Source organism: Halorussus amylolyticus, from assembly GCF_004143485.2.
Lineage (GTDB): Archaea > Halobacteriota > Halobacteria > Halobacteriales > Haladaptataceae > Halorussus > Halorussus amylolyticus.
In genome coordinates, this window is record NZ_RXOB02000046.1 from 33,978 (window position 1) to 56,378 (window position 22,401).

The following is a 22,401-nucleotide window of genomic DNA, read 5'->3' on the forward strand; positions in this document are numbered from 1 at the left end:
GTGCGTTATGAATGGGTGGACGGCCGGATTGGCCCGGCGTTCCGCACCGGGGAATCCCGGTCGCGTCCTCCACCCCGCAACCCTCCGAGCGACAGGTGTCCAGTGGTCCGCTGCTCACTTCCGTGCCTGACGGATTGCCACCGGCAAACCTCGGTCGGAACGCTCCTGCGAGCGTCCGCCGAGGACCGCTGTCCCCGCAGGACGAGGCTTCGAAGTCGGCTTCCGGGGCCCGGCGCGGTCGGACCGGACGCCTCCGGGGTTCGGCCCCCGCTGAAGACCGTAGCGCGGGTGACGAGCAGGGCCTAACTGCCCGGCCTAGTCCATCTCGAAGTAAGGGACTTCCGACTTAAGGGCCTTTCGCTAATCACGTGAGGGCGACGACAGTTGCGAGCGTCGCCACGAACGCCGAGAGACCGACGAGCGCGTCGGTCGCATCGGCGACGAGACGAGTCGAGCGCCCGGCGCGAACCAAGCCCGGCAGGGTCACGAGCAGGACCGCGATACCGGCTTTCGCCACGAGGAGTCCGCGGAAGCCGAACGCCGCGACCTCGGCCGGGAGAAGTGCGAGCGGCTCGACACCCGCCGCGACCGCCACGGCGATGAGGGCAGCGTCGGCCACCATGAGGGCGACGAGCGCGCCGAAGACGACTGGGGGGACGAACGAGAGCCACGACCGGCGCTCCTCGCGGACGACGTACTCGCGGTCTTCGTCCAGCAGAAATTCATCGTCCCGGAGCATCCACGGGCGGCCCGGCACGTCCGCGCCCGGAACGCTCGACGCGTCCGATTTCGGAACGTCTGGCGCGTCCAACCCCGGAACGTCGGGCGCACCGGACTCCGGAACGCCACCGTCTCGGGTCGGGCGCTCGGTCGCTTCGGCTGAGTCGGTTCTCTCCACGAGTGAGTCGAACGCCGACCCGCGAAGGCTTCGTTATGGGCCGCCTGAACCCGGCGTAATCGCGGGCTGAAGCTACAGCACCTCGCGGGCGTACCACCCGGCGCTTCCCGCGAGCGCGAAGGCGGCCGCGACCAGCACCCAGCGGTGGTAGTCGAACGCCGCGTTTTCGGTGAGGCTCCCGACGATATCGCCGACCGCAATCGCCCACCACAGCGCGAGGAGCGCCACGAAGCCGCCGAGGACGACCGTCGCGCCCGCCGCGGTTTCGGGGTCGGTTCGACCGTTCCGCCCGGCCGCGAACACGATTATCGCGACCGACGCGAACACGCCGATAACGAGGTGGACCGGGACGAGCGTCGGGGCGTCGTAGTACACTCCCGCCTCCGTCGGCCTGATAAGGAAGAACGGCGCGACCACGGTCGCGAGGACCGCGAGCGACGCGAGGATGCCGACCGAGGGAGCGCGGGTGTCGGGGGGCTGTCTGTAGGACATACCTCGAAATTTTCGGGGCGAGTCAAAAAGCGCGGCGGTCGAGTCGGAACTCTCACGTATCACGCGACACACACCACGAGTATGGGATTCGGAAGTACGGCGAAGAAGGTCCAAAAGCTCGCCGACACCGCCGAGAAGCTGTACAGCAGGCTCAACGAACTCCGCGAGCAGGTCGCCGAGATGCGCCAGAAGCTGGATTCGACCAGCGAGCGCGTCGAGACGCTCGAACGCGAATCGGCCGAACAGCGCGCGCTCATCGAGGCGCTCGCCGAGGAGCGCGGCATCGACGCAGACGAGGTGCTCGCCGGTGCCGACCTGCCCGAGACCGGGGACGCGAGCGACGACGCGACGGCGGATGCAGGCGACGACGCCGCGACGACGGACGCCCCCGACGCTGACGCATAAAAAGCGTTAACAGACCCCGCAACTTTTGCCTACGCAATGACGACCCACCGAGAGCCCCTCGATTCCGTACTGGAGGCTGTGGGGGAGACGCCGCTGGTCTCCGTGCAGGCGGCACCCGAGTCGGTGCCGGTGTACGCCAAGCTCGAATCGTTCAACCCCGGCGCGAGCATCAAAGACCGCATCGGGAAGTACATGGTCGAGGCGATGCTCGACCGGGGGGACCTCGAACCCGGCGGCACGGTCATCGAACCGACCGCCGGGAACACCGGCATCGGCTTCGCCATCGCGGCGGGCCAGTTGGACGTGAACGCGGTGTTCGTGGTCCCCGAGCGATTCAGCGTCGAGAAACAGCAGTTGATGGCGGCGCTCGGCGCGGAGGTCATCAACACGCCGACCGACGAGGGCATGGGCGGGGCCATCGACCGCGCCCACCAGCTCGCCGACGAGATGGACGGCGCGGTCGTTCCCCAGCAGTTTGCCAATCCCCTGAACGTCGAAGCTCACTACGAGACGACCGCGCCCGAGATTTTCGACGCCTTGGACGGCGAGGTCGGCGCGGTCGTCGCCGGATGCGGCACCGCGGGCACGCTGATGGGAATCGCGAAGTACGCGCTCGAAGCCGACCCCGAGACCCACGTCGCGGCGGTCGAACCCGACGGGTCGCTCTACTCGGCGACGAAGGGGGCCGACCCCGAGGAGGCCGCGTACAAAATCGAGGGCATCGGCACCCACAACCCCGCGACCAACGAACTGTTCGACCCCGACCTCGTGGACGAGGTGTTACAGGTGCCCGACCGGCGCGCCCACGAGGAACTCCGGCGACTCGCCAGCGAGGAGGGCCACCTCGTCGCGTCGAGCGCTGGCGCGGCGAGCGCGGCCGCACGCCACGTGGCCGAGCGCATCCGCGACGGCGAAATCGACGCGCCCCACGACTCGGTCGTCACTATCTTCCCCGATTCCAGCGAACGCTACCTCTCGAAGGGCATCTACCGGTCGTTCGAGGAGTGGGAGGGGTAGCCGGACCGCGGGCGAACGGGTCGCCGAGCGAGAGCGGACGCGTCCGCTCTCGCTCGGTCTCGGCGGCACGTCGTCCGACGGGAGCGCACCCCTCGACAGTCACGCACCGTCAGCAACAGCGTGTCGCTCTGTGTGACGACGCCACGACCCCGATTCTACGAATCTTCGATAGATTCTACGAGAAATAAAGAATACTGTTTGATGGGCGTAGTTTTTTAACATATGACGGATTACTAGGTGGGGATGATGCCAGAGAAACTCAGGCACGAAACTGACTCGACCGACCCATCCGACTCGGATTCGTCGGACGGGGTCGGTCGTCGCACCGTTCTCGCATCCGGGGCCGCATTTGTCGGGGGGTTGGGGTTGGCCGGGTGGACCGGACGCTCCGAGGGAGCGCAGAACCAGACGACGAACATCGCAATCGTCTCGAGTCCCGCTGGCTTCGACGACAGCGCATTCAACGACCTCGCGCTCGAAGGTCTCCAGACCGCCGCGGAGGAGTACGACATCGAAATCAATCAGGTCGAGGAGACCGAACAGGCCCAGTACCAGTCCACACAGGCCCAACTCGCTCAGAGCGGCGACTACGACCTCATCGTCCTCGTGTCGTACAACCACACCGAGGCGCTGACGCAGAACGCGGTCGATTACCCCGACCAGAACTGGATGCTCATCAACGACCACGTCGACGAGCCAAACGTCGCGGGCTACACGTGGGCCAACCACGAGATGTCGTATCTCGCGGGCGTCCTCGGCGGCACGATGACCACCGAGGAACTGTCCTACGAGGGAAGCGAGACCGACTCGGAGAACGCACAAATCGGCTTCGTCGGGGGCGTAGACGAGTCGCTCATCAATGCGTTCGAGCAGTCCTACGTCGCGGGAGCCGAGTGGGTCAACGAGGACGTGAGCGTGAACGTCGGCTACATCGGCGACTACACCGACACCGACACGGCCGCGGACATCGCCAGTTCGCAGTACGACGACGGCGCGGACATCGTCTACCACGCCGCGGCGGCCGCGGGACGAGGCGTGTTCGAGGCCGCACAGAGCAACAACCGCTTCGCAATCGGCGTCGACGCCGACCAGTCCCAGACGCTCCCCGACTTCCAGGACGTCATCCTCGGCTCCGCGGTCAAGTACATCAACGAGGGGACCCGCGAGGTCGCGAGCGCGGTCGTGGAAGGCAACTTCGAGAGCGTCACCGGGGCCAACACCCTCGGACTCGAAGAAGAGGCCGTCGACTGCGTTATCGGCCAGGCGTTCGAAGGCGAACTCCCGGACGCGGTCCAGCAGAACCTCGACGACGCGAAGCAGGGCATCGCCGACGGCGACATCGAAGTTCCGTGTACCGCCTCCGGCTGTAACTGATTCGGCCTCTTCCGTCCGCCTTTATGACACTATCTCCCTATCATGGCTACGAGTAAGGCACAGACGTCCGCCGTCCGACTCGAAGGCATCACCAAACGCTTCGGTGACGTGGTGGCGAACGACGACATCGATTTCACGCTGGAACGCGGCGAGGTCCACGCCCTGCTCGGCGAGAACGGGTCGGGGAAGACCACGCTGATGAGCGTTCTCTACGGGCTATACGACCAAAACGCGGGGACGATTCACGTCGACGGCGAACCGCGGTCGTTCGACTCGCCTCGGGACGCCATGGACGCGGGCGTCGGCATGATTCACCAGCACTTCCAGCTGGTGGAACCGATGACCGTCCTCCAGAACGTCGTTTTGGGCCACGAGCCGACCGAGAACGGACTGGTGGACGAGTCGGCCGCCAGAGCCGAAATCGAGGAAATTTCCTCGCGCTACGACTTCGACGTGGACGAGTACCTCGACACGCCGGTCCGCGACCTCGACCTCGGGACGCGCCAGCGCGTCGAAATCGTCAAGAGTCTCTACCGGGGGGCCGAGATTCTCATCCTCGACGAACCGACTGCGGTTCTCACGCCCCAAGAAGTCGAAGGCCTGTTCGACGTGATGGACGAACTCACGGCGGCGGGTCGCTCGCTCATCTTCATCACGCACAAGCTAGACGAGGGGCTTACGGCGGCCGACCGCGTCACCGTGCTCCGGGACGGGGCGGCCGTCGGGACCGTCCCCGCCGACGGCACCACCGAGCAGGAACTCGCCCGGATGATGGTCGGTCGAGAGATACTGTTCGACCGCCAACCGCGCGAGACGAACCCCGGCGATCCGGTTCTCGAAGCCGCCGAACTCCGGGTTCGGGGCGACAGAGGTCTCGAACGCGTGACCGACGTGGACCTCACCGTCCGAGAGGGCGAAATCCTCGGCATCGCGGGCGTCCAAGGCAACGGCCAGACCGAACTCGCCGAGGCGCTCACCGGACTTCGGCCGGTCGAGTCCGGCACCGTCCGATTCGGCGGCGAGGACATCACCGGAATGAGTCGCCGTCGTCGCATCGAGGCTGGAATCGCGTACGTTCCGGAGGACCGCCAGACGGAGGGTCTGGTGCAGGACTACGACCTCGTCCGGAACGCGCTTCTGGGGAATCAGACCATCGAACCGTACGCCAGCGGCGGATTCGTAGACTGGACCGCCGTGCGCGAGCACGCCGAGAACATCGTCGAGGAGTACGACGTTCAGCCGCCGAACCCCGACACCGAGGCGTCGTCGCTCTCGGGCGGCAATCAGCAGAAGTTCATCGTGGGCCGGGAAATCGAACACGACCCGGACGTCATCGTCGCGGCGCACCCGACTCGCGGGGTAGACATCGGCTCAATCGAGTTCATCCACGACCGCTTGCTCGAACTCCGGGAGGCGGGACTCGCAATCGTGTTCGTCTCCTCGAAACTGGAGGAGATTCAGAAGCTCTCGGACCGAATCGCGGTCATGTACGAGGGCGAGTTCATCGACACGGCCGACCCGGAGGACGTGACCGAAGAGGAACTCGGCCTGCTGATGGCCGGGCACCGCCACGAGGCCGACGACGAGAGTGCGGCCGACGCGACCGAAGACGCGCCCGAGGGAGGTGCATCGTCGTGAGCGGGTCGGATTCGAGTCGCGGCCGCGCCGCGCTCGACCGCGCGGCCGCCCGCATGCTGAACGCGAGTGTGCTTCAGCGACTCGCAATCGCGACGGCCTCGACGGCGTTGGCGTTGGTCGTCGGACTGGTCGTGGTGGCCGCGGCCGGGTACGACCCGATAGACTTCATCGCCAACGTGTTCGAGGGCGCGTTCGGCGACGACGCCGCCGTCTCGCGAACGCTGAAGTTCACGACCATCTTCATCCTGACCGGGGTCGCCGTCGCAATCGCGTTCCGGGCGGGCGTGTTCAACATCGGCGTGCAGGGCCAGTTCGTCGTCGGCGGGTTCGCTACCGTCATGTCCATCCTGTGGCTCGCGCCGTTCCTGCCCGAGAACGCGGTCGGCGGCGTCGGACTCATCGTACTCGGCACGCTCGCGGGTATCGTCGCTGGCGGCGCGTACGCGGCGCTCCCGGGAGTTCTGAAGGCGTACGGCGGCGCGAACGAGATTATCACGACGATTATGCTGAACTTCATCGCGGTCGGCGTCGTCGGATGGCTGGTCGAGGGTCCGCTTCGGGGAGAAGGTAACAGGGCCCCGAACACCGAACGGATTCCGGAGTACGTCGAATTTCCGTCCATCGTGTACGACAGTCCCGACTTCTCGGTCGTCGGTCTCGCCGTGGCGCTTGCAGTCGTCGTAATCGTCGCGGTCGTCGTGGCGCGAACCCGTTTCGGGTACGACATGGTGACGAGCGGCCACCAGGAGTCGGCCGCGACGTACTCGGGCGTGGACGCCAAGCGGACCATCGTCACGACGATGGCTTTCTCGGGAATGGTTGCAGGCGTCGCCGGGGCCGTCTTCGCTATCATGATTCAGGGCTACTACAGCGACCCGAGCGGCGTCGGAACGTACGGCTTCGACGCAATCGCGGTGAGTCTGCTCGCGGCGAACAACCCCGTGGGCGTCGTCCCGGCGGGACTGCTGTTCGGCGGTCTCGACTCCGCGGGTGCCCATATCGGTCTCAACAGCGACGTGCCCGTTCAGCTTATCGACGGCATCGTCGGACTCGTCGTGCTGTTCGTTTCCGCGCCGGAACTGTTTCGGATGGCCGCGGCGCGGACCGGCCTCGGAGGTGACGACCGATGAGCCTCGTGGAGAACGCTCGCGGGACTCGCGTTCGGGTCGGAATCGCCGCCGCCCTGCTCGTCCTGGCGGCGGTCCTCGCGGTCCAACTCGACGTACCGGTCGCCGACATCGTGACGGTCGGATTCATCGAGCGGGCGCTTCAGGCCGCGGCCCCCATCGCGCTCGCGGCCATCGGCGGCCTGTACGCCGAGAAGAGCGGCGTCTTCAACATCGGTCTCGAAGGGTTCATGATATTCGGGGCGGCCAACACCGCCGCGTTCGTCTGGTTCTTCGGAGGCGAGTCGGTTACGCAGGGCGACCTCTGGCTCGCGATTCTGGCTTCGGTCGCGGTCAGTCTAGTGTACACCGTGATTTTCGCCGTACTGTTGATTCGGTACAAAGCCGACCAAATCGTGGCGGGCTTGGCGGTCTGGTTCCTCGGTCTCGGATTCGGACCGTTCACCGCGGTCCTGCTCTGGGGGAACCGAAACAGTCCGCGACTCGCGAGCATGAACGACGTGACGGTTCCGGCCCTCGCGGAGATACCGATACTCGGTCGACTCCTGTTCGACGCGTCGCCGCTGGTGTTGCTCACCGCGGTGCTGGCAGTGGCCGCGTGGGTGTTCCTCTATCACACCCGGTACGGCTACTGGCTTCAGGCCGCGGGCGAGAATCCGGAGGCGCTCGACACCGCGGGAATAAGCGTGACTCGGGTTCGGTACGCCGCGGTGCTGTTCTCGGGTGCGATGGCGGGACTCGGCGGTGCCGTCCTCCTCGCGCACGCGGGGTCGTTTACTGGAACCGGAGACACGATGGTGAACGGTCGGGGCTGGATAGGCATCGTGGCGTACCTGTTCGGCAACTACAATCCGCTCGGGGCGGCGGCCGCCGCGCTCCTGTTCGGTGGGCTGGATATGCTCCAGATTCAGTTCCAGACCGCAGGCATCCAACTCCCGAACAGGCTCGTGAATCTGTTCCCCTACGTCGCGGTCGTCGTGGTCCTCACGATTTGGGGTTCGACCCGGATGCCGTCGGCCGTCGGCGAGTCCTACGAGAGCGAGGAGTAGGGCTATCCGACGGTCGCCAGCCGATTCAGCGCGTAAATCGCCCGGAGCACGTCCCCGGCCTTCCCGCGGTCGAAGACGAGTTCGTCGGTCCTGATGACGTGGTCGAGCACGTCGCGGGAGGCGTGTTCGGGCGCGGCCCCGAGTCCGTAGTCGTTCTCCTCGACCCACTCCATCACCCGGAGGTCGCTCTTGCTGTCGCCCATCACGACCGTGAAGGGGTCGTCGATGCCGAGCACTTCGAACGCCGACTCGACGCCGACGACTTTGTTGAGTTCGAGACTCCCGATTTCGGCGGCGTCGGCCTCGTAGTACGCTACGTCGATTCGCTCGAACACGCCCCGAATCTTCTCGGGCACGTCGTCGGGCGAGCAGTCGGGCGTCGCGCCCTCGCGTTCGAGGACCGACCGTATTTCGGGGTCCTGGTCGGCGTAGAACGCTCGCGCCCAGTCGCCGGGGTCGCTTTCGTCGGAGGACTGCTCGTCGGCCTCGTTCGCGCCGACCTGCTCGGCGACGCTGTCGCCGAGCAGGTCGAGTTCGTAGACGAGCGCCCGGTCGATGACCGCGTGGGCGTCCCTGCTCCCGGTCTCGAAGTTGGGTTTCATCGTGACGTTGAACTCGTTGCCCTGGAGGTGACACCCGCGCCGAAGTTCGTCGGGGGCCTCCGAGAGGATTCGCGAGCGCACGGCGTCGAAGACCGCCCGGATGTCGTCGTCCAAATCCTCGTAGAGCAGGCGCTTCGTATCTGCACCGTGGCCGGGCGTGAACACCCCAGTTCCGGCCTCGTACACCACGCTCAAATCGCCCGAGTGGACGAGTTCGTTTCCGAGCCCCTGAATCAGAAATCCCTTGACGTTTTCGAGGGTCTGGCCGGTACAGACCACGATGGGAGTGCCGTCCTCGTAAAACTCCGTGAGCAGGTGGAGGGTCTCGCGCGGAATCTCGTTGTCGGTGCCGCCCGCCGAGCGCAGGGTCTCGTCCACGTCGAGGACGAGGACGTTCACCCCGCGGCCGTACTTGGTGTAGAGGTCGAGCGCAGTGAACGCCTGGTCGCGGGTCGCGCGCGCCGCGAGGTCGGCGAACGTCTCGCCGGTCGCGGGGAACGCCGCCCGAACCTCGTCCTTTCGACCCGCGAGTTCCTCGCTGGCCTCCTGCCAGTGTTCGAGGGCGACCCGCGAATCGACCGGGGGAAAGAGGTCCACGAAGTCCTGATATGCGCGGAGGGTCGTGGCGTCGAACTCGTCGTAGAGCCGGTAGAGTTGGTCGTATCGCTCCATACTCGAACTGGGGGCGCTTTCGGGAATAAAGGTCGGGGTACGAGTGGGATGCAATCTCGGAGAATGTTTTCTCGGTGTATGTCTTCCCGAAGTATGTCACCCGGTGAAATTTGGACCCCGGTGAAATTTGGACCCCGGCGCGCGCTGGCGTGACGCCGTTGTTTGGCGTCACGCCCAAAGCGCGCGAGGGATGAGTGAACGACCGAAGGGAGTGAGCGAATCGGTTGGGGAGGGTGTGGCCGTCGCGGGTGCGGTTCTCATAGGTGACGTGCGAGCAGGACGCTTCGATGACTCAGGAACAGAATGAAGTCACGGAAGATGAACGACTGAAGCGTCCTGCTCGCATTCCACAAATGAGAAACCGCAGGCCACGTCCTCCCCAACCGATTGCGGTCCTCACTTCGTTGCGGTCCTCATCCCTCGCGCGCTTTGGGCGCGACCACTTGCGGGTCGCGCCAGCACGCGCCGGGTGGATTGTTCGGCTTGGAGGCACGCGCCGGGTGGATTGGTCAGTATGGAGGTTCGAATTGGTCCGTTTGGCGTCTCAACCCCGTTACCGAATCTTATCGAACACAGTACACTCACACTTCCGACACGTTTTCCGATTACGCCGGTACGTCTTCCCGCACCGGTGGCACTCCCACGTCGGCCGAAACACGTCCAACGTCGATTTGAGCGAGTCGTAGAGTCCCATGCCGGTCAGTACGAACCGAACCACCAAGGGCGTGACGCCGCCGAACCCGGGATGTCGCTTCCGACGAAACTTAGGTCCCCGGCGCGCACTGGCGCACATGGTCGGCAAACTCGACCCCGACGATTTGGCGGATTTCGTGCTGTCTCGGACCGGCGCGGCCGACGACGCGGTGGAGATGGGACCGAAGTACGGCGAGGACGCCGCCGCGATTCGGTTCGGCGACCACCTGCTCGTCGTCAGTTCCGACCCGCTCTCGCTCGCCCGCGAGCGACTCGGGACACTCGCGGTCCACGTCGCGTGCAACGACGTGGCCGCCTCGGGTGCGGACCCGCGATGGCTCACGAACACGATGTTCCTCCCGAGCGAGGACCCCGAGACGCTCGACGTGCTGACCGAGCAAATCGACGCCGAAGCGAAGTCGCTCGGAGTCGCCATCGTCGGCGGCCACTCGGAGTACGTCCCGGCGCTGGAGCGCCCGATGGTGTCGATGACCGCGCTCGGGGCCGCCGACGAGTACGTCCCAACGGGCGGCGTCGAACCCGGCGACCGAATCTTGCTGACCAAAGGTGCAGGAATCGAGGGCACCGCGATTCTGGCGACCGATTTCCGCGAGGAACTCACTCTCCCGACCGACACAATCGACAGCGCCGAGGACTTTTTCGGCGAAATCAGCGTCGTTCCGGACGCCCGAGTGCTCCGGGAGTTCGCGACCGCGATGCACGACCCGACCGAGGGCGGCGTCCTCGCGGGGGCGGTCGAGATGGCCGTGGCCTCAGGCGTCAGAATCGACGTGGCGCGCGACGACGTTCCGATTCGGTCCGAGACCGCGGCGCTCTGCGATGCGGTGGACGTGGACCCGCTCCGAATCTTCGGGTCGGGCGCGCTGTTGGCCGCCGTTCCGGAGAACGCGGCCGACGACGCTCTCGGCGCGCTCGACGCCGAAGGAATCCCGGCGAGCGAAATCGGGGTCGCGGTCGAAACCGACGACCCCGGCGTGGCGCTCGACGGCGAGGTCGTTCGCGGCGAAGTTCGCGACGACCTCTACGCCCTCTGGGAGTGAGCGCGCCCGGACTCGGGTCGCGGATGTTTACTCGCCTTAGAATAAATCTTTTTACCCCGTGCGGCCCAACGGTCTCTCATGCAAGCAGTCGCCATTCGGCGCGGCGAAACCGCGCCCACGGTCGTCGAGAAGCCCCGTCCGGAACCCGAACCGGGCGAGGTGTTGGTCCGGACGCTCCGGGTCGGCGTGGACGGCACCGACGAGGAAGTCATCGAGGGGAGCCACGGCGGCCTTCCACCGGGCGAAGACCACCTCGTCCTCGGCCACGAGGCGGTCGGCGTCGTCGCCGACGCGAACGACACGGCCTTCGAACCGGGCGACGTGGTCGTTCCGACCGTGCGCCGACCGCCAGCCGAGGGGCCGAACGAGTACTTCGAGCGCGGCGAACCCGACATGGCTCCGCCAGACGCGTGCGTCGAGCGCGGCATCGACGGCGCGCACGGTTTCATGGCCGAGTACTTCACCAGCCCCGCCGAGTACCTCGTGTCGGTCCCCGAGTCGTACGCCGAGTGGGGCTTTCTGGTCGAACCCATCAGCATCTCCGAGAAGGCCATCGACCACGCCGAGGCCTCGCGGTCGGCGTTCGACTGGGACCCCGACTCGGGCCTCGTCCTCGGTAACGGGAGTCTCGGCCTGCTGACCCTCGCCATGCTCGACGCGCGGGGGTACGACCGCACCTACTGTCTCGGGCGGCGCGACCGCCCCGACCCGACCATCGACATCATCGAGGAGTTGGGCGCGATATACATCGACTCGCGCGCGACCCCCGTTCCCGAGATTCCCGACGCGCACGAACCGATGGACTTCGTCTACGAGGCGACCGGCTACGCCAAGCACGCGTTCGAGACAATCGAGGCGCTCGCACCCGGCGGGGTCGGAGCCCTGCTCGGGGTCCCCGAACCGTGGGAGTTCGAAATCGACGGCGGGACGGTTCACAAGGAGTTCGTGATGAACAACAAGGCGCTCGTCGGCAGCGTCAACTCCAATCACCGCCACTTCGCCGCGGCGGTCGAGACGCTCGGGAGCCTCCCGGAGTGGTTCCTCGACGCGCTCGTGACCGGCGTGTACGACCTCGACAGCTACGAGGCGGCGTTTGCTGACGACGACGAAACGGCAATAAAGGCGGCGGTCCAATTCGCTCAGATATGAAGAACATCGACGACCTCATCGAGAGCGCGGCGGAGTTGGCCGAGCAGGGACTTTCGAAGGGCGAAATCGCCGACGAACTCAACGTCTCGCGCGAAACCGCGAGCTGGCTGGTCGAACGAAGCGGGACCGGAACCAAGACGCCGACGACCCCCGCGCCCGAACCGTCGGGCGACGGCGGCCCCCACGACATCCACGTCGATTGGTCGGCGCTCGGCCGCGACAGCACGCGACTCCACCACGCGGCCGCGGCGATGGCCGACCTCCTCGGCAAGCAGGGCGACGAGGTGGACCTCACCATCGGCATCGAGAAGGCGGGCGCGCCGCTCGCCACGTCGGTCGCCCGCGAACTCGACACCGACCTCGGGACGTACGCCCCCGCCAAGCACCAGTGGGACGAGGGCGACATCGAGGACCTCGGCGGCACCTTCTCGCGCAACTTCGCCCAGATTCGAGGCCGGGAGTGCTACGTCGTGGACGACACCATCACCAGCGGAACGACGATGACCGAGACCGTCGAGGCCATCCGGAGCGAGGGCGGCAAGCCCGTCGCCTGCTGTGTCCTCGTGGACAAGCAGGGCGTCGAGACGATAGAGGGCGTTCCGGTCCACTCGCTCATCAACGTCGTGCGCGTCGGCGACGAGGAGTAGCCGGGTATTGTGTCGCAACTTCTTTGCGCGCGCGGTGTCTACTGGGAGGTATGACGTTCCAACCCGAGAGCGACCTGACCGAACAAGAGGCCCGCGAGCGGGTCGATTCCGCCATCGCGGACAACGACGTGGTGTTGTTCATGAAGGGCAACGAGCTGATGCCCCAGTGTGGCTACTCCCAGAAGGCGCTCGAACTCATCTCCGCCCACCGCGACGACTACGAGACCGTGGACGTGCTGAAAGCGCTCCCGGAGTACCGGGCGGCGCTCGAAGACCACAGCGGCTGGGAGACCATCCCCCAGACGTTCGTGGACGGCGAGTTCGTCGGCGGGAGCGACGTGCTGGCCGAACTCGACGAACGAGGCGAACTCGAAACAGAGCTCTCCCCCTAATGTGTTTTTTCGCTGGACAAAACCGGGACCAAAAGAGTAGCTCATATATGTTCGGACCACCTACATCACCGTGTACCGCGTTGCCAGCCGGGAACTTTCAGTAGACTACAAATGACGGGGCAAGTATATCGACTTCACTCGACGCTCGAACTGCCGCTGGAAACTGTATACGACTACTTCGAAGGCGACCCGGAGCTGCCGCCCGAAATCGCCAGTGTCGACATCACCCGGCGCAAGAACACGCTCATCATCAGCGCAGTCGCCGACGACGAGAGTATCAGCAAGTACACGCCGACCGCGCAGTTGAAAGCCAGCATCTCCGAGACGCGAGTCTACACGGAGGAGGAACTGGAAAAGCGAAACGGGCCGCGGTGGGGCGAAGACATCGACGAGGAGGAGGAGGACGACGAACCGCTCGGCGAACTCATCGAAATGGCCGCGTTCAAAGGCGACCGCGAAACGGTCCTCCAGAACACCGCGGTCCAGTACCCGATGTTTCTGGTGCTGTGTGACCTCGCGCGACAGGCCGAGAAGGGGACGCTGACCGCCATCGCCGAGAAGGACGGTGAACTCGAAGCCACCCGAATCGTTGACGGCGAGGACCGACCCGCGTCCATCGAGGTCGTGGAAGGGCCGAACGCCGACGCGTCGTCGTCCAGCGGCGTGAACTGGCGGGACAACGAGTTCATCTAACGACCTTTTTATTGCGAGAGGCGGCCGCTGGCGGCCGCCTCTCGATAAAAAGCTCGACCAAAAAGCCGTCGTCACCCCCTCCGTCGCGGACGCGGCGCGCTTCGCGCGCCGCTTGCTCCGTCGAGGGTTCCTCGGCCCGCTCGCTCGGGCTGACGCCCTCGCTCGCGGTGAGTAACTGAGTGCGATACTGCACCGCAACCGCATCACCGCCACCACCGAAAGTAGCGTCTCGCTCCCCGAACGTGCCGACCGTCCGTGGTACGGCCTCCCAACAGAGAACGCTTGAAACCCCGGTAAACGACGCCTTCGGACCGGATGACCCATCCTGCGCTCGTGAAAAGCCGAAAGGCACTTTACGGTGGTAATTATATCTAATTACGAACGATGCCCGAAGACTTCCCGAACTACGTCGACGTAGACTACACCGACGGCGAAGGCGAAGACCCCGAGAACTACGCTTCGATGGAGCACAAAATCGAGAAGGCCATCGAAGTCACGAAGCAGGGGCTCGAACAGTACGAGAACCCCGCGGTGATGTGGACCGGCGGGAAGGACTCGACGCTCACGCTGTACTTCATCAAGGAGGTCGCCGAGAAGTACGACCTCCCGACCCCGACCGCGGTGTTCATCGACCACTACCAGCACTTCGACGAGATTCACGACTTCGTGGCTCACTGGGCCGACGAGTGGGACCTCGACGTCGTCTACGCCCGCAACGAGGACGTGGGCGAGTACGTCGAGGAGAACGACCTCACGCCCGGTGACGACATCCCCATCGACGCGCTGAGCGAACACAATCAGCACCACGTGCGCGACATTCTGGAGTACGAGGAGGACACCTTCCCGTTCCTGCTCGACACCTACGTCGGTAACCACCTGCTCAAGACGGTGGCGCTCAACGACGCCATCGAATCGCAGGACATCGACGGCATCATCTCCGGCGTCCGATGGGACGAACAGGAGGCCCGCGCGGACGAGACGTTCTTCAGCCCGCGCCACGACCCCGAAATCTACCCGCCTCACGACCGCGTCCAGCCGATTCTCCACTTCGACGAGCGCGCGGTCTGGGACACCTTCTGGCACTTCGTCGTGCCCGACACCGTCGAGGACTACCCCGACGAGGGCTACGTCCCCGAGGCCGACGACGACCTGCCGAACGACCTCACGCAGGACGACATCCCGGTCAGTCCGAAGTACTTCGCCGGATTCCGGTCGCTCGGGAGCGAGGTCAGCACCGAGAAGTCCGACGAGGAACCCGCGTGGTTGCAGGACCTCGAAGACACGACCGAGCGCGCTGGCCGCGCCCAGGACAAAGAGGACCTGATGGAGCGCCTTCGGGACCTCGGCTACATGTAGGAACGACCTTTTACTGCGCTCAGGAATCCGCCTCCGGCGGATTCCTTCGCTGGTAAAAGCTCGACCAAAAACACGGCGTCACCCCCTCCCTCGGAGATGCGGCGGCTTCGCCGCCGCACTCCTCGGTCGAGGGTTCCTTGGTCCGCTCGCTCGGGCTGACGCCCTCGCTCGCGGAAGAATTGGGGGTGCGTGACTGCACCGCGACCGCACCGTGGCCGCACCGCCACCGCGTGTAGCGGGTCGCGGTTCGCGGTCTCGGCTTTCTCGCGTCAGATAATGGAGACGACCAGCAGAAGCGCGCCGACGAGGGCCGACGCCGCACACGAGAGCAGGACGAACGTGACCTTCCACATCGCGGGTTCGACCTCGCTCAAACGCCGCTTGCTCCCGATAGCGTCCATCTGTTCGTCCCACTTGGCGAGCACGTGGGCGTACCGCGCGCCGACCGCGCCGCCGACGAACAGCACGAGACCGACGAGTGGGCGAGGGTCCTCCATGTTCGTGAGCCGACACGCCAAAAGAAAGTATCTGTCGGTGGGCTATCTCGTCGCTCGGTACTCGCCGTGCTTGACTCCGAGCAGGAGCGCCACCGCCCCGAACACCAGCATCGACGGGGCGACCATCATCAGCACGGTACTCGTCGCCATCACGCCCATCCCGATGAGCGCCGCCGTCCCGACGGCGACGAGCGCGAGCAGTGCACCGGCGGTTACGGTCGTGTCGAACTCCATACGAGAGTGTGAGGACGAGAGGACGAAAATAGTTGCGTTACGACCGGGACGCGCCGACGCGCCTCACTCCGGACTCGGTCGGACGAGGTCGGCGAGCGTCACCAGCAGACCGAAGAACCACCCGATTGGCACCGACAGGCCGAACCACATCCCGACGTACGCCGAGCCTTCGAGGACGAAGTTCTCGCGGAGGTACGTGTTGATTCCCCACACGTCGAGCGGATTGTCGAGAATCCAGACCGCGAGCGTGTAGCTGTTGGGAAAGATGACCTCCGACAGACTCGGCGAGTAGAGCGCCGCGACCACGGGCGGCAGGAAGATGGCGGTCATCGCGAACGGGTACGCGAGCAGAACCGTGCTCGCGCGCCCGCCGTACGTGCCCGTGAGGTACGCGAGCGCGGCCGAGACGGTTGCGACCCCGCCCGCCGCGCCGACCGCGAAGAAGCCCGTGGTCGAGAATCGCATCCGGGCGAGCGCGGTCAGGCCGCCCCACGCCAGGAGCGAGAGCAGGACGACGCCGACCACGCCGATTCGGGTCGCGGTCCCGTCGATTTTCCGGGTGTAGTACCGGGTCGCGAATCCGAACAGCGTGAACGGGTAGAGAATCGCCACGACGAGCGTTCCCACCGCACCCCACACTCGGTACGCGACCTTCCCCGAGGTCGAGGAGGGCGTCCACTTGCCGAGGACGGTGTCGTCGGCCCCGCGCTGTCTCGGGAAGAACAGCGCCATCCAACTCTCGTGCAGTCGTTTCAGGTCGTACCGTATCGCCCCCACGAAGCCAGTGCTGGTTCCGCCGTGCATCTTCACTTTTTCATACGTGACCCCGGATATGAAGTTTCGGGGTCCGTCGATGGGAGTGTTACGGCGTTGAACTGTCGTCGGGAGAATCGACGGTGGTACTGCGCTTTCGAATCAGTTCCACGGCCCGAAGTCCGGGTCCACTTCGCGCCGGCCCTCGCCGAGCGCGTCGATGGTCGCCACGTCCTCGTCGTCCAGTTCCAGTTCGAGCGCGCCCCAGTTGTCCCGGATGTGGGCCTCGCCGGTCGCCTTCGGAATCGCGGCCACGCCGTCGCGCTGGAGGAGCCACGCTAGGCTCACTTGCGCGGGACTCGCGTCGTGTTTCTCCGCAATCTCCTGAATCTCGGGCACGTCGAACACCGCGCCGCGGGCCAGCGGCGAGTACGCCACCAGATTGATGTCGTGTTCGCGGCCGTAGTCGAGCAGTTCGTCCTGCTGGAGCAACGGGTGACACTCGACCTGATTCGCGACGATGGGCGCGTCGAGAATCCCGCGGGCTTCGTCGAGCAACTCCGGGGTGAAGTTCGAGACGCCGACGTTTCGAATCAGCCCCTCGTCGTACAGTTGGTCGAACGCCGCGAGCGTGCCCTCGGGGTCGTACTCCCCGGCGGGCCAGTGGACGTACAGCAGGTCCACCGCGTCCACGCCGAGGCGGTCGAGGCTGGCCTTCGCGGTCTCCAGCACGTCGTCGTGGGCGAGGTTGGTCGTCCAGATTTTCGTGGCGAGGAACACGTCGTCGCGGTCCACGTCGGCGGCCGCGATACCGTCGCCGACGTACTCCTCGTTGTCGTAGGCTTGGGCGGTGTCGATGTGTCGGTAGCCCGCTTCGAGCGCGGTCCTGACGCTCTCGGCGCACTGTTCGGGGTCGGTGTTCTGCCACGTTCCGAGTCCGAGTCGTGGCATTCCGTGGGACAGGTCTTCCTCCGCGGGTTCCGTCTGGGCCATAGTGACTCCACGTTGGGCCACGCGCCGGAAAGCGGTTTCGGCGACGGAAATCTACTCCGCGACTTCGGACAGGTAGCGACGTGTACGAAGGAAACTCTTATATCTTGGCTGCCGTATGGGGTTCAATAGCAAGGGAAGAGCGATGATAGACACGACCCTGGACATGGAGCAGTACGACTGCCCCTTCATCGCCACTACCGACGACCACGGGGTGGGATTCTCGGCCATCCAGTGGGACTTCGACCGGGTCGAGCGCCGACTGGAGACCCGGATGGTCGTCGAGGCCGACGACCGAGAGGCGCTGTCTGCGGGTCTCTCGACGCTCCGGGACCACGAGAACATGTACGACTACGGCCTGCTGACCCGGCGGGGGAACGTCGCTCACATCCGGACGGTCATCGCCGAGACCGACGCGATGGCGACCATTCGCGACAACGGCGGCTACATCACCGGACCGTTCCACATCGAGGACGGGAGCGAGGTGTGGCACGTCGGCTTCGACGGCGTGACGGCCGCCGACACCACGCTCTCGGAACTCGAACGCGACAACGAGTTCGACGTGCTCGACCGCGACAACACCGAACTCCCCGAGATGCAGGACTTCGTTCAGAACGCGGGCGCGGCGATGACGCTCATCGAGGGGTGTCGCGACCTCTCGGAGGTCGAGCGCGAGACCCTCGAAACCGCGGTGTCGGACGGCTACTTCGAGAGTCCCCGGGGTGCGACTCTCGGCAACCTCGCCGACGAGTTCGACGTCTCGAAGCCCGCGGTGTCGAAGAACCTCCGGCGCGGCCAGCAGAAGATGATTCAGCGGGTCATCGAGGCGCTGGAGGAGTTGGAGTAGCCGCTCGGCGACGGGCCGCGCCGACGGCGCGGCCCGTCGCGGTTTGTGGCGGTTCATCGCAATGGGCGGCCCGTCGCCGTCCCGTAGATTGTCGCTGTACCAAGCTTTATCGGCGAGCCACGCCGCCACATCCACACAGAATGGGTCCGAGAACAGTCGGTCTCGACGGGGACGGCGGTACAGCCCGCGCAACGAAACGCCGCGCCATCGGGGGCTGACTCGCGTGGGTCGGAGTTGGCGGTCGGTGTTCGTCATCGCCGGGTGGCAGACCGCCGCGAGCCTGTGCTACTACAGCATCTTCGCCGCGACCGCGTTCGTCCGCGACGACTTCGAGCTTTCCCGAACCCTCGTCGGGGTGTTCCTGACCGCGGCGCTGTTGGGCTACACCCTGAACCTCTTTCCGAGCGGCGCGGCCATCGACGGCTTCGGCGAGCGCCGCGCGATGGTCGTCAGCCTGTTCGCGCTCGCGGCCGCGACCGTCGGCGTCTCGCTCGCGCCGACCTACGCCGTCCTGTTAGGCGCGAGCGTCCTGCTCGGCGGTGCCTACGCCGCCGCGATGCCAGCCTCGAACAAGGGAATCCTCGCGTCCGCGCCCCGGGGCCGGGAGAACCTCGCGATGGGCGTGAAGCAGGTGGGCGTCACCGCCGGGAGCGGCGCGGCCTCGCTAGTCGTCACGGGCGTCGCCGCCGTCCTCACGTGGCAGATGGGCTTCTGGGTCATCGCGGTCGTCGCGGGAGGCTACGCGGTCGCCTTCGGAGCCGTCTACACGGGGACCGGCGGGTCGGGCGAGCTACGATTCCCGGACCTCGCGGGACTGGCCCGCGACCGGGCGTACCTCCTGCTGGTCGGGGCCGGACTGTTCGTCGGGGCGACCATCTTCTCGATGCTCGGCTACGTCATCCTCTACGTGGCCGACGTGGTCGGCGCGACGGCGGCCGCCGGCGGCGTCGTCCTCGCGGTGACCCAGGCGACCGGAAGCGCGGGCCGAGTCGGGGCCGGGTCGCTCGCCGACCGACTCGGCGGCGCGACCGGCGCGGCGACGGTCTCGTTCGTACAGCTCGCGAGCGCGGCAGTGCTGTTCGCCGTCCTCGCGGTCGGTGCGACGACGCTCGTGTCGGCCGCGGTCGTGTTCGGCGCGCTCGGTCTCACCGTGCTCGGAACGACCGGCGTCTACTACTCCTGCATGGGCGATTTGGTCGGCACGGAAGACGTGGGAGCCGCGACCGCGGCCGGGCAGACGGCAATCAACGTCGGGGGGCTGTTCGCCCCGCCAGCGGTCGGCTTTCTCGCGGATACCGTCGGATACGGCGTCGGGTGGGCCGCGCTCGCGGCGCTTTCAGCGTGTGGCGCGGTCCTGCTGTGGGGCGTCCGGCGCGAGGTTTCACGCGCCGAATAACCCCTACTCGTAGGTCAGCGTCATCCCGCCGTCGAATCGCAGGTCGCCGCCGTTGAGGTGGCTGGCGTGCTTCGAGAAGCCGAACGCGAACAGATTTCCGACCTCCGCGGGCGTCATCATCTCCTTGGTTCGGGACTGACCGAGCATCACGTCCTCGACCACCTCTCGGACCGAGATGCCGCGCTGTTCGGCGGTGTCCGGAATCTGGTCGGTCACGAGCGGCGTCTTCACGTAGCCCGTGCTGACCGAGAAGGCGCGTACGTCCCCCTCGCCTTCGGCCGCGATGGACTGGGTGAGTCCCCTGAGTCCGAACTTCGCGACGTTGTACGCGACCTTGTCGGCGGTGGTGTAATGGCCGTGAACCGACGCCATGTTACCGACACAGCCGAAGCCGTTCTCGCGCATGCGCGGCAGACAGTGTTTCGTCAGTTCGACCGGAGCGCGGACCATCACGTCCTGCATCGCGTCGTAGGCGTCCATCGGAAACTCCTCTATCGGGTCGATGTGTTGCATCCCCGCGACGTTGGCGAGGAAGGCGATGTCGCCGTACTCGGCGGCCGAATCGACGATTTCGGGCACGTCCTCGCGGAGGTCGCCCGCGACCGTCTCGACCCGGCCTTCGACGCCGAGGTCGTCCGCCTTTTCGGCGGTGGCGTCGAGGCCGTCATCGTCCACGTCGGTTCCGACCACGGTCAGGCCGTTGGCGGCCATCACGAGCGCAGTCGCGCGGCCGATGCCCGAGGCCGCGCCCGTCACGAGACAGACGTTTTCGGGCGCGAATCGGTCGTCCTCGACGACGAGCGCGTCGTCCATCGATAGCTCCGGGGCGGAGAGTTCATCGGTCATGCCCGACGATTCGGCCGGACCGGTGAAAAACCGGGGGTTAATGTGTGAATCGCTCACCCGTGCGTACAACGCGAGTGGTTTGTTCACATGTTAACCCCGCAGTACTTGCCGGATAGGACGCATGATTTCAATCTGTTATGGTGGATGAAACCGTTTCCCGACGACGATGGCTCACCGCGCTCGGCGCGACCGGCGCGGCGGGACTCGCGGGATGCATGGGCGGCGACGAGGGCGCACAGGACACGACGACCGGCGACGACGCGACGACGGAGACCGATTCGGGCATGACAGAAACGACGGCACAGACGACGACACAGGCGGAGACTTCGGGGACAGTCAAAATCGGCGTCCTCCAGCCGACTTCGGGGGACCTGAGTTACTACGGCGAGCAGAGCCTCTGGGGGTTCTACTCCGGACTCGCGTACAAGGCCGGAACCGACCCCATCGAGAGCGCGAGCACCGGCACACACACCGTCTCGGTCGGCGACGTGGAGTACGAACTCATCGTCCGCGACACCGGGTTCGCGGCCGACCAGGCCCAGTCGCTCGCGACCGACCTCGTCCAGAACGAGGAGGTGGACATGCTCGTGGGGTGCGCGTCTTCCGGCGCGGCCAACCGCGTCATCAACACGGTCGTCACGCAGGCGCAGGTGCCGTACATGGTCGCGCCCGCGGCGTCGGCCGACATCACCACTAGCTCCGAGACCTGCAACAATCTGGTGTTCCGCGCGAGCGAGAACACCGCGATGGACGCCCGCTCTGGCGGGAAGTACGTCGCCAACGAGACCGACGTGAGTTCGGTGTACCTGTTCGGCGCGGATTACTCGTTCGGCCGGGCGGTCGTCAGCAACTACAAGCAGGTCCTCGAAGACGAGGGCGTCGAGATTCTCGACGAGAAGTTCGTCCCGCAGGGCTACTCCGAGTGGGAGGGCCTGCTCGACAACGCACAGGAGGCGGGCGCGGAGGGCATCGTCGGCGGTTTCACGGTCGCCACGCTCCCGAACCTGTTCACGTCGTTCCTCAACGGCGACTACGACTACCGGGTGTTCGGCGGTCTCGCGACCCAAATCACCAACAGCGTGGTGGGCCAGACGCTCGAAAAGGCGCTCGGCGACCTGACCGAGGAGAAGATTTCGGAAGCCAAGGTCGGCCCGCTCACCACCCGCTACCACTGGAATCAGTACGACAACGACATCAACAGCGAGTTCGTCGAGACGTACACCAGCACGTACGGCGTGGTCCCCGACCTGTTCACGTCGGGGTCGTTCACCGCGGCGTCGGCCATCGCCCAAGCCGTCGAGGAGACCGGTTCGACCGACGGCCGCGACATCGCCGAGGGACTCCGCGGAATGACCGTCAGCGCCACGCCCAAGGGCGAGGACGGCTACACGTTCCAGGAGTACAACAATCAGGCTCGGTCGGCGATGACCGTCGCCGACCTCGTGCCGACCTCCGACGAGTGGGCCGACAGTTGGGACGCCGCGGTGATGCCCGGCGAACCCCTCTCGACTATCGGCGAGGACGAGACCACCATTCCGCAAGACAGCGACCAAATGGGTTGCTCGCTGTAGGC

23 protein-coding genes and 1 other RNA gene are annotated in these 22,401 nt (G+C 66.0%); 15 read left to right on the plus strand and 9 right to left on the minus strand.

Going from position 1 to position 22,401, the window contains the following annotated elements:
* Positions 1-13 precede the first annotated feature (13 nt).
* From ffs to EKH81_RS18600, 3 genes are all read right to left on the minus strand, one after another.
* Positions 14-326: signal recognition particle sRNA (gene ffs, locus EKH81_RS18590), an RNA gene on the minus strand.
* Positions 327-364: 38 nt separating this feature from the next.
* A complete protein-coding gene (locus EKH81_RS18595) occupies positions 365-898 on the minus strand; it encodes a hypothetical protein (RefSeq protein ID WP_132061387.1) in 534 nt (177 codons plus the stop codon).
* A gap of 72 nt (positions 899-970) precedes the next feature.
* Positions 971-1,390 carry a DUF7548 family protein gene (locus EKH81_RS18600; protein ID WP_132061390.1) on the minus strand — a complete coding sequence of 140 codons (420 nt, stop codon included), beginning with the start codon at positions 1,388-1,390 and terminating at the stop codon, positions 971-973.
* 81 nt (positions 1,391-1,471) lie between these two features.
* On the opposite strand from EKH81_RS18600, the gene EKH81_RS18605 reads away from it, so the two are divergent.
* The 6 genes from EKH81_RS18605 (at position 1,472) to EKH81_RS18630 (ending at position 8,000) form a co-directional block, all read left to right on the plus strand.
* Positions 1,472-1,795 (plus strand): DUF5798 family protein, encoded by a 324-nt coding sequence (locus tag EKH81_RS18605; RefSeq protein WP_132061393.1) that lies wholly within the window; start codon positions 1,472-1,474, stop codon positions 1,793-1,795.
* A gap of 36 nt (positions 1,796-1,831) precedes the next feature.
* On the plus strand, positions 1,832-2,812 hold the full coding sequence (locus EKH81_RS18610) for a PLP-dependent cysteine synthase family protein (protein WP_132061396.1): 981 nt from the start codon (positions 1,832-1,834) through the stop codon (positions 2,810-2,812).
* 246 nt (positions 2,813-3,058) lie between these two features.
* Positions 3,059-4,186 (plus strand): BMP family lipoprotein, encoded by a 1,128-nt coding sequence (locus EKH81_RS18615; RefSeq protein ID WP_132061399.1) that lies wholly within the window; start codon positions 3,059-3,061, stop codon positions 4,184-4,186.
* Between the two features lie 42 nt (positions 4,187-4,228).
* Positions 4,229-5,824 carry an ABC transporter ATP-binding protein gene (locus EKH81_RS18620; RefSeq protein WP_132061402.1) on the plus strand — a complete coding sequence of 532 codons (1,596 nt, stop codon included), beginning with the start codon at positions 4,229-4,231 and terminating at the stop codon, positions 5,822-5,824.
* Between the two features lie 53 nt (positions 5,825-5,877).
* A complete protein-coding gene (locus tag EKH81_RS18625; protein ID WP_132061508.1) occupies positions 5,878-6,954 on the plus strand; it encodes an ABC transporter permease in 1,077 nt (358 codons plus the stop codon).
* A complete protein-coding gene (locus EKH81_RS18630) occupies positions 6,951-8,000 on the plus strand; it encodes an ABC transporter permease (protein WP_132061405.1) in 1,050 nt (349 codons plus the stop codon). Before EKH81_RS18625 ends, EKH81_RS18630 begins: the two co-directional genes overlap by 4 nt.
* 2 nt (positions 8,001-8,002) lie before the next feature.
* Here EKH81_RS18630 and EKH81_RS18635 read toward each other — a convergent pair whose 3' ends face one another.
* Positions 8,003-9,274: an HAD family hydrolase gene (locus EKH81_RS18635; protein ID WP_132061408.1), complete on the minus strand. Its 1,272-nt coding sequence runs from the start codon at positions 9,272-9,274 to the stop codon at positions 8,003-8,005.
* Positions 9,275-10,065: 791 nt separating this feature from the next.
* Here EKH81_RS18635 and EKH81_RS18640 point away from each other — a divergent pair.
* The 6 genes from EKH81_RS18640 to EKH81_RS18665 all read left to right on the plus strand — a co-directional run bounded on the left by EKH81_RS18640 (position 10,066) and on the right by EKH81_RS18665 (position 15,265).
* A complete protein-coding gene (locus tag EKH81_RS18640; protein WP_132061411.1) occupies positions 10,066-11,028 on the plus strand; it encodes an AIR synthase family protein in 963 nt (320 codons plus the stop codon).
* Positions 11,029-11,106: 78 nt separating this feature from the next.
* Positions 11,107-12,177: a glucose 1-dehydrogenase gene (locus tag EKH81_RS18645; protein WP_132061414.1), complete on the plus strand. Its 1,071-nt coding sequence runs from the start codon at positions 11,107-11,109 to the stop codon at positions 12,175-12,177.
* Positions 12,174-12,824: a transcriptional regulator GfcR gene (gene gfcR, locus EKH81_RS18650; protein WP_132061416.1), complete on the plus strand. Its 651-nt coding sequence runs from the start codon at positions 12,174-12,176 to the stop codon at positions 12,822-12,824. The genes EKH81_RS18645 and gfcR overlap by 4 nt, the downstream gene beginning before the upstream one ends.
* Positions 12,825-12,874: 50 nt before the next feature.
* Complete coding sequence (locus tag EKH81_RS18655; protein ID WP_132061419.1) at positions 12,875-13,216, plus strand: glutaredoxin family protein; 342 nt, start codon at positions 12,875-12,877, stop codon at positions 13,214-13,216.
* A gap of 111 nt (positions 13,217-13,327) precedes the next feature.
* A complete protein-coding gene (locus EKH81_RS18660; protein WP_132061423.1) occupies positions 13,328-13,909 on the plus strand; it encodes a DUF7110 family protein in 582 nt (193 codons plus the stop codon).
* 384 nt (positions 13,910-14,293) lie between these two features.
* Positions 14,294-15,265, plus strand: coding sequence for a phosphoadenosine phosphosulfate reductase family protein (locus tag EKH81_RS18665; protein ID WP_132061426.1), 972 nt, complete (start codon positions 14,294-14,296; stop codon positions 15,263-15,265).
* 269 nt (positions 15,266-15,534) lie between these two features.
* Here EKH81_RS18665 and EKH81_RS18670 read toward each other — a convergent pair whose 3' ends face one another.
* The 4 genes from EKH81_RS18670 to EKH81_RS18685 form a co-directional block, all read right to left on the minus strand.
* The gene (locus EKH81_RS18670) at positions 15,535-15,762 is read right to left on the minus strand and encodes a hypothetical protein (RefSeq protein ID WP_132061429.1); all 228 of its coding nucleotides are present in this window, start codon (positions 15,760-15,762) and stop codon (positions 15,535-15,537) included.
* 42 nt (positions 15,763-15,804) lie between these two features.
* On the minus strand, positions 15,805-15,996 hold the full coding sequence (locus tag EKH81_RS18675) for a DUF7333 family protein (RefSeq protein WP_132061432.1): 192 nt from the start codon (positions 15,994-15,996) through the stop codon (positions 15,805-15,807).
* A gap of 63 nt (positions 15,997-16,059) precedes the next feature.
* On the minus strand, positions 16,060-16,800 hold the full coding sequence (locus EKH81_RS18680; RefSeq protein WP_132061435.1) for a hypothetical protein: 741 nt from the start codon (positions 16,798-16,800) through the stop codon (positions 16,060-16,062).
* A gap of 111 nt (positions 16,801-16,911) precedes the next feature.
* Positions 16,912-17,742 carry an aldo/keto reductase gene (locus tag EKH81_RS18685; RefSeq protein ID WP_368407740.1) on the minus strand — a complete coding sequence of 277 codons (831 nt, stop codon included), beginning with the start codon at positions 17,740-17,742 and terminating at the stop codon, positions 16,912-16,914.
* A gap of 142 nt (positions 17,743-17,884) precedes the next feature.
* Between EKH81_RS18685 and EKH81_RS18690 the strand changes: the two genes are divergently transcribed.
* Both EKH81_RS18690 and EKH81_RS18695 read left to right on the plus strand, forming a co-directional pair.
* Positions 17,885-18,586 (plus strand): helix-turn-helix domain-containing protein, encoded by a 702-nt coding sequence (locus EKH81_RS18690; protein WP_132061438.1) that lies wholly within the window; start codon positions 17,885-17,887, stop codon positions 18,584-18,586.
* 244 nt (positions 18,587-18,830) lie between these two features.
* Positions 18,831-19,982, plus strand: coding sequence for an MFS transporter (locus EKH81_RS18695; protein WP_238392264.1), 1,152 nt, complete (start codon positions 18,831-18,833; stop codon positions 19,980-19,982).
* Between the two features lie 3 nt (positions 19,983-19,985).
* Here the strand turns inward: EKH81_RS18695 and EKH81_RS18700 are convergent, their stop codons facing one another.
* Positions 19,986-20,828 (minus strand): SDR family oxidoreductase, encoded by an 843-nt coding sequence (locus tag EKH81_RS18700; protein WP_132061444.1) that lies wholly within the window; start codon positions 20,826-20,828, stop codon positions 19,986-19,988.
* A gap of 140 nt (positions 20,829-20,968) precedes the next feature.
* Here EKH81_RS18700 and EKH81_RS18705 point away from each other — a divergent pair, with 140 nt between their 5' ends.
* Positions 20,969-22,399, plus strand: a complete 1,431-nt coding sequence (locus EKH81_RS18705; protein ID WP_202935217.1) for an ABC transporter substrate-binding protein — start codon at positions 20,969-20,971, stop codon at positions 22,397-22,399.
* The last annotated feature ends 2 nt before the right edge of the window (positions 22,400-22,401 follow it).

Excerpts from the sequence above, each read along its gene's own strand:
- EKH81_RS18630 (WP_132061405.1), top strand. The coding sequence starts at position 6,951 with ATGAGCCTCGTGGAGAACGCTCGCGGGACTCGCGTTCGGGTCGGAATC.
- EKH81_RS18660 (WP_132061423.1), top strand. The coding sequence starts at position 13,328 with ATGACGGGGCAAGTATATCGACTTCACTCGACGCTCGAACTGCCGCTG.
- EKH81_RS18670 (WP_132061429.1), bottom strand. The coding sequence starts at position 15,762 with ATGGAGGACCCTCGCCCACTCGTCGGTCTCGTGCTGTTCGTCGGCGGC.
- EKH81_RS18680 (WP_132061435.1), bottom strand. The coding sequence starts at position 16,800 with ATGCACGGCGGAACCAGCACTGGCTTCGTGGGGGCGATACGGTACGAC.
- EKH81_RS18685 (WP_368407740.1), bottom strand. The coding sequence starts at position 17,742 with ATGGCCCAGACGGAACCCGCGGAGGAAGACCTGTCCCACGGAATGCCA.
- EKH81_RS18615 (WP_132061399.1), top strand. The coding sequence starts at position 3,059 with ATGCCAGAGAAACTCAGGCACGAAACTGACTCGACCGACCCATCCGAC.
- EKH81_RS18690 (WP_132061438.1), top strand. The coding sequence starts at position 17,885 with ATGATAGACACGACCCTGGACATGGAGCAGTACGACTGCCCCTTCATC.
- EKH81_RS18600 (WP_132061390.1), bottom strand. The coding sequence starts at position 1,390 with ATGTCCTACAGACAGCCCCCCGACACCCGCGCTCCCTCGGTCGGCATC.
- EKH81_RS18655 (WP_132061419.1), top strand. The coding sequence starts at position 12,875 with ATGACGTTCCAACCCGAGAGCGACCTGACCGAACAAGAGGCCCGCGAG.
- EKH81_RS18640 (WP_132061411.1), top strand. The coding sequence starts at position 10,066 with ATGGTCGGCAAACTCGACCCCGACGATTTGGCGGATTTCGTGCTGTCT.
- EKH81_RS18665 (WP_132061426.1), top strand. The coding sequence starts at position 14,294 with ATGCCCGAAGACTTCCCGAACTACGTCGACGTAGACTACACCGACGGC.
- EKH81_RS18610 (WP_132061396.1), top strand. The coding sequence starts at position 1,832 with ATGACGACCCACCGAGAGCCCCTCGATTCCGTACTGGAGGCTGTGGGG.
- EKH81_RS18625 (WP_132061508.1), top strand. The coding sequence starts at position 5,878 with ATGCTGAACGCGAGTGTGCTTCAGCGACTCGCAATCGCGACGGCCTCG.
- EKH81_RS18620 (WP_132061402.1), top strand. The coding sequence starts at position 4,229 with ATGGCTACGAGTAAGGCACAGACGTCCGCCGTCCGACTCGAAGGCATC.
- EKH81_RS18605 (WP_132061393.1), top strand. The coding sequence starts at position 1,472 with ATGGGATTCGGAAGTACGGCGAAGAAGGTCCAAAAGCTCGCCGACACC.
- EKH81_RS18675 (WP_132061432.1), bottom strand. The coding sequence starts at position 15,996 with ATGGAGTTCGACACGACCGTAACCGCCGGTGCACTGCTCGCGCTCGTC.
- EKH81_RS18700 (WP_132061444.1), bottom strand. The coding sequence starts at position 20,828 with ATGACCGATGAACTCTCCGCCCCGGAGCTATCGATGGACGACGCGCTC.
- gfcR (WP_132061416.1), top strand. The coding sequence starts at position 12,174 with ATGAAGAACATCGACGACCTCATCGAGAGCGCGGCGGAGTTGGCCGAG.
- EKH81_RS18645 (WP_132061414.1), top strand. The coding sequence starts at position 11,107 with ATGCAAGCAGTCGCCATTCGGCGCGGCGAAACCGCGCCCACGGTCGTC.
- EKH81_RS18635 (WP_132061408.1), bottom strand. The coding sequence starts at position 9,274 with ATGGAGCGATACGACCAACTCTACCGGCTCTACGACGAGTTCGACGCC.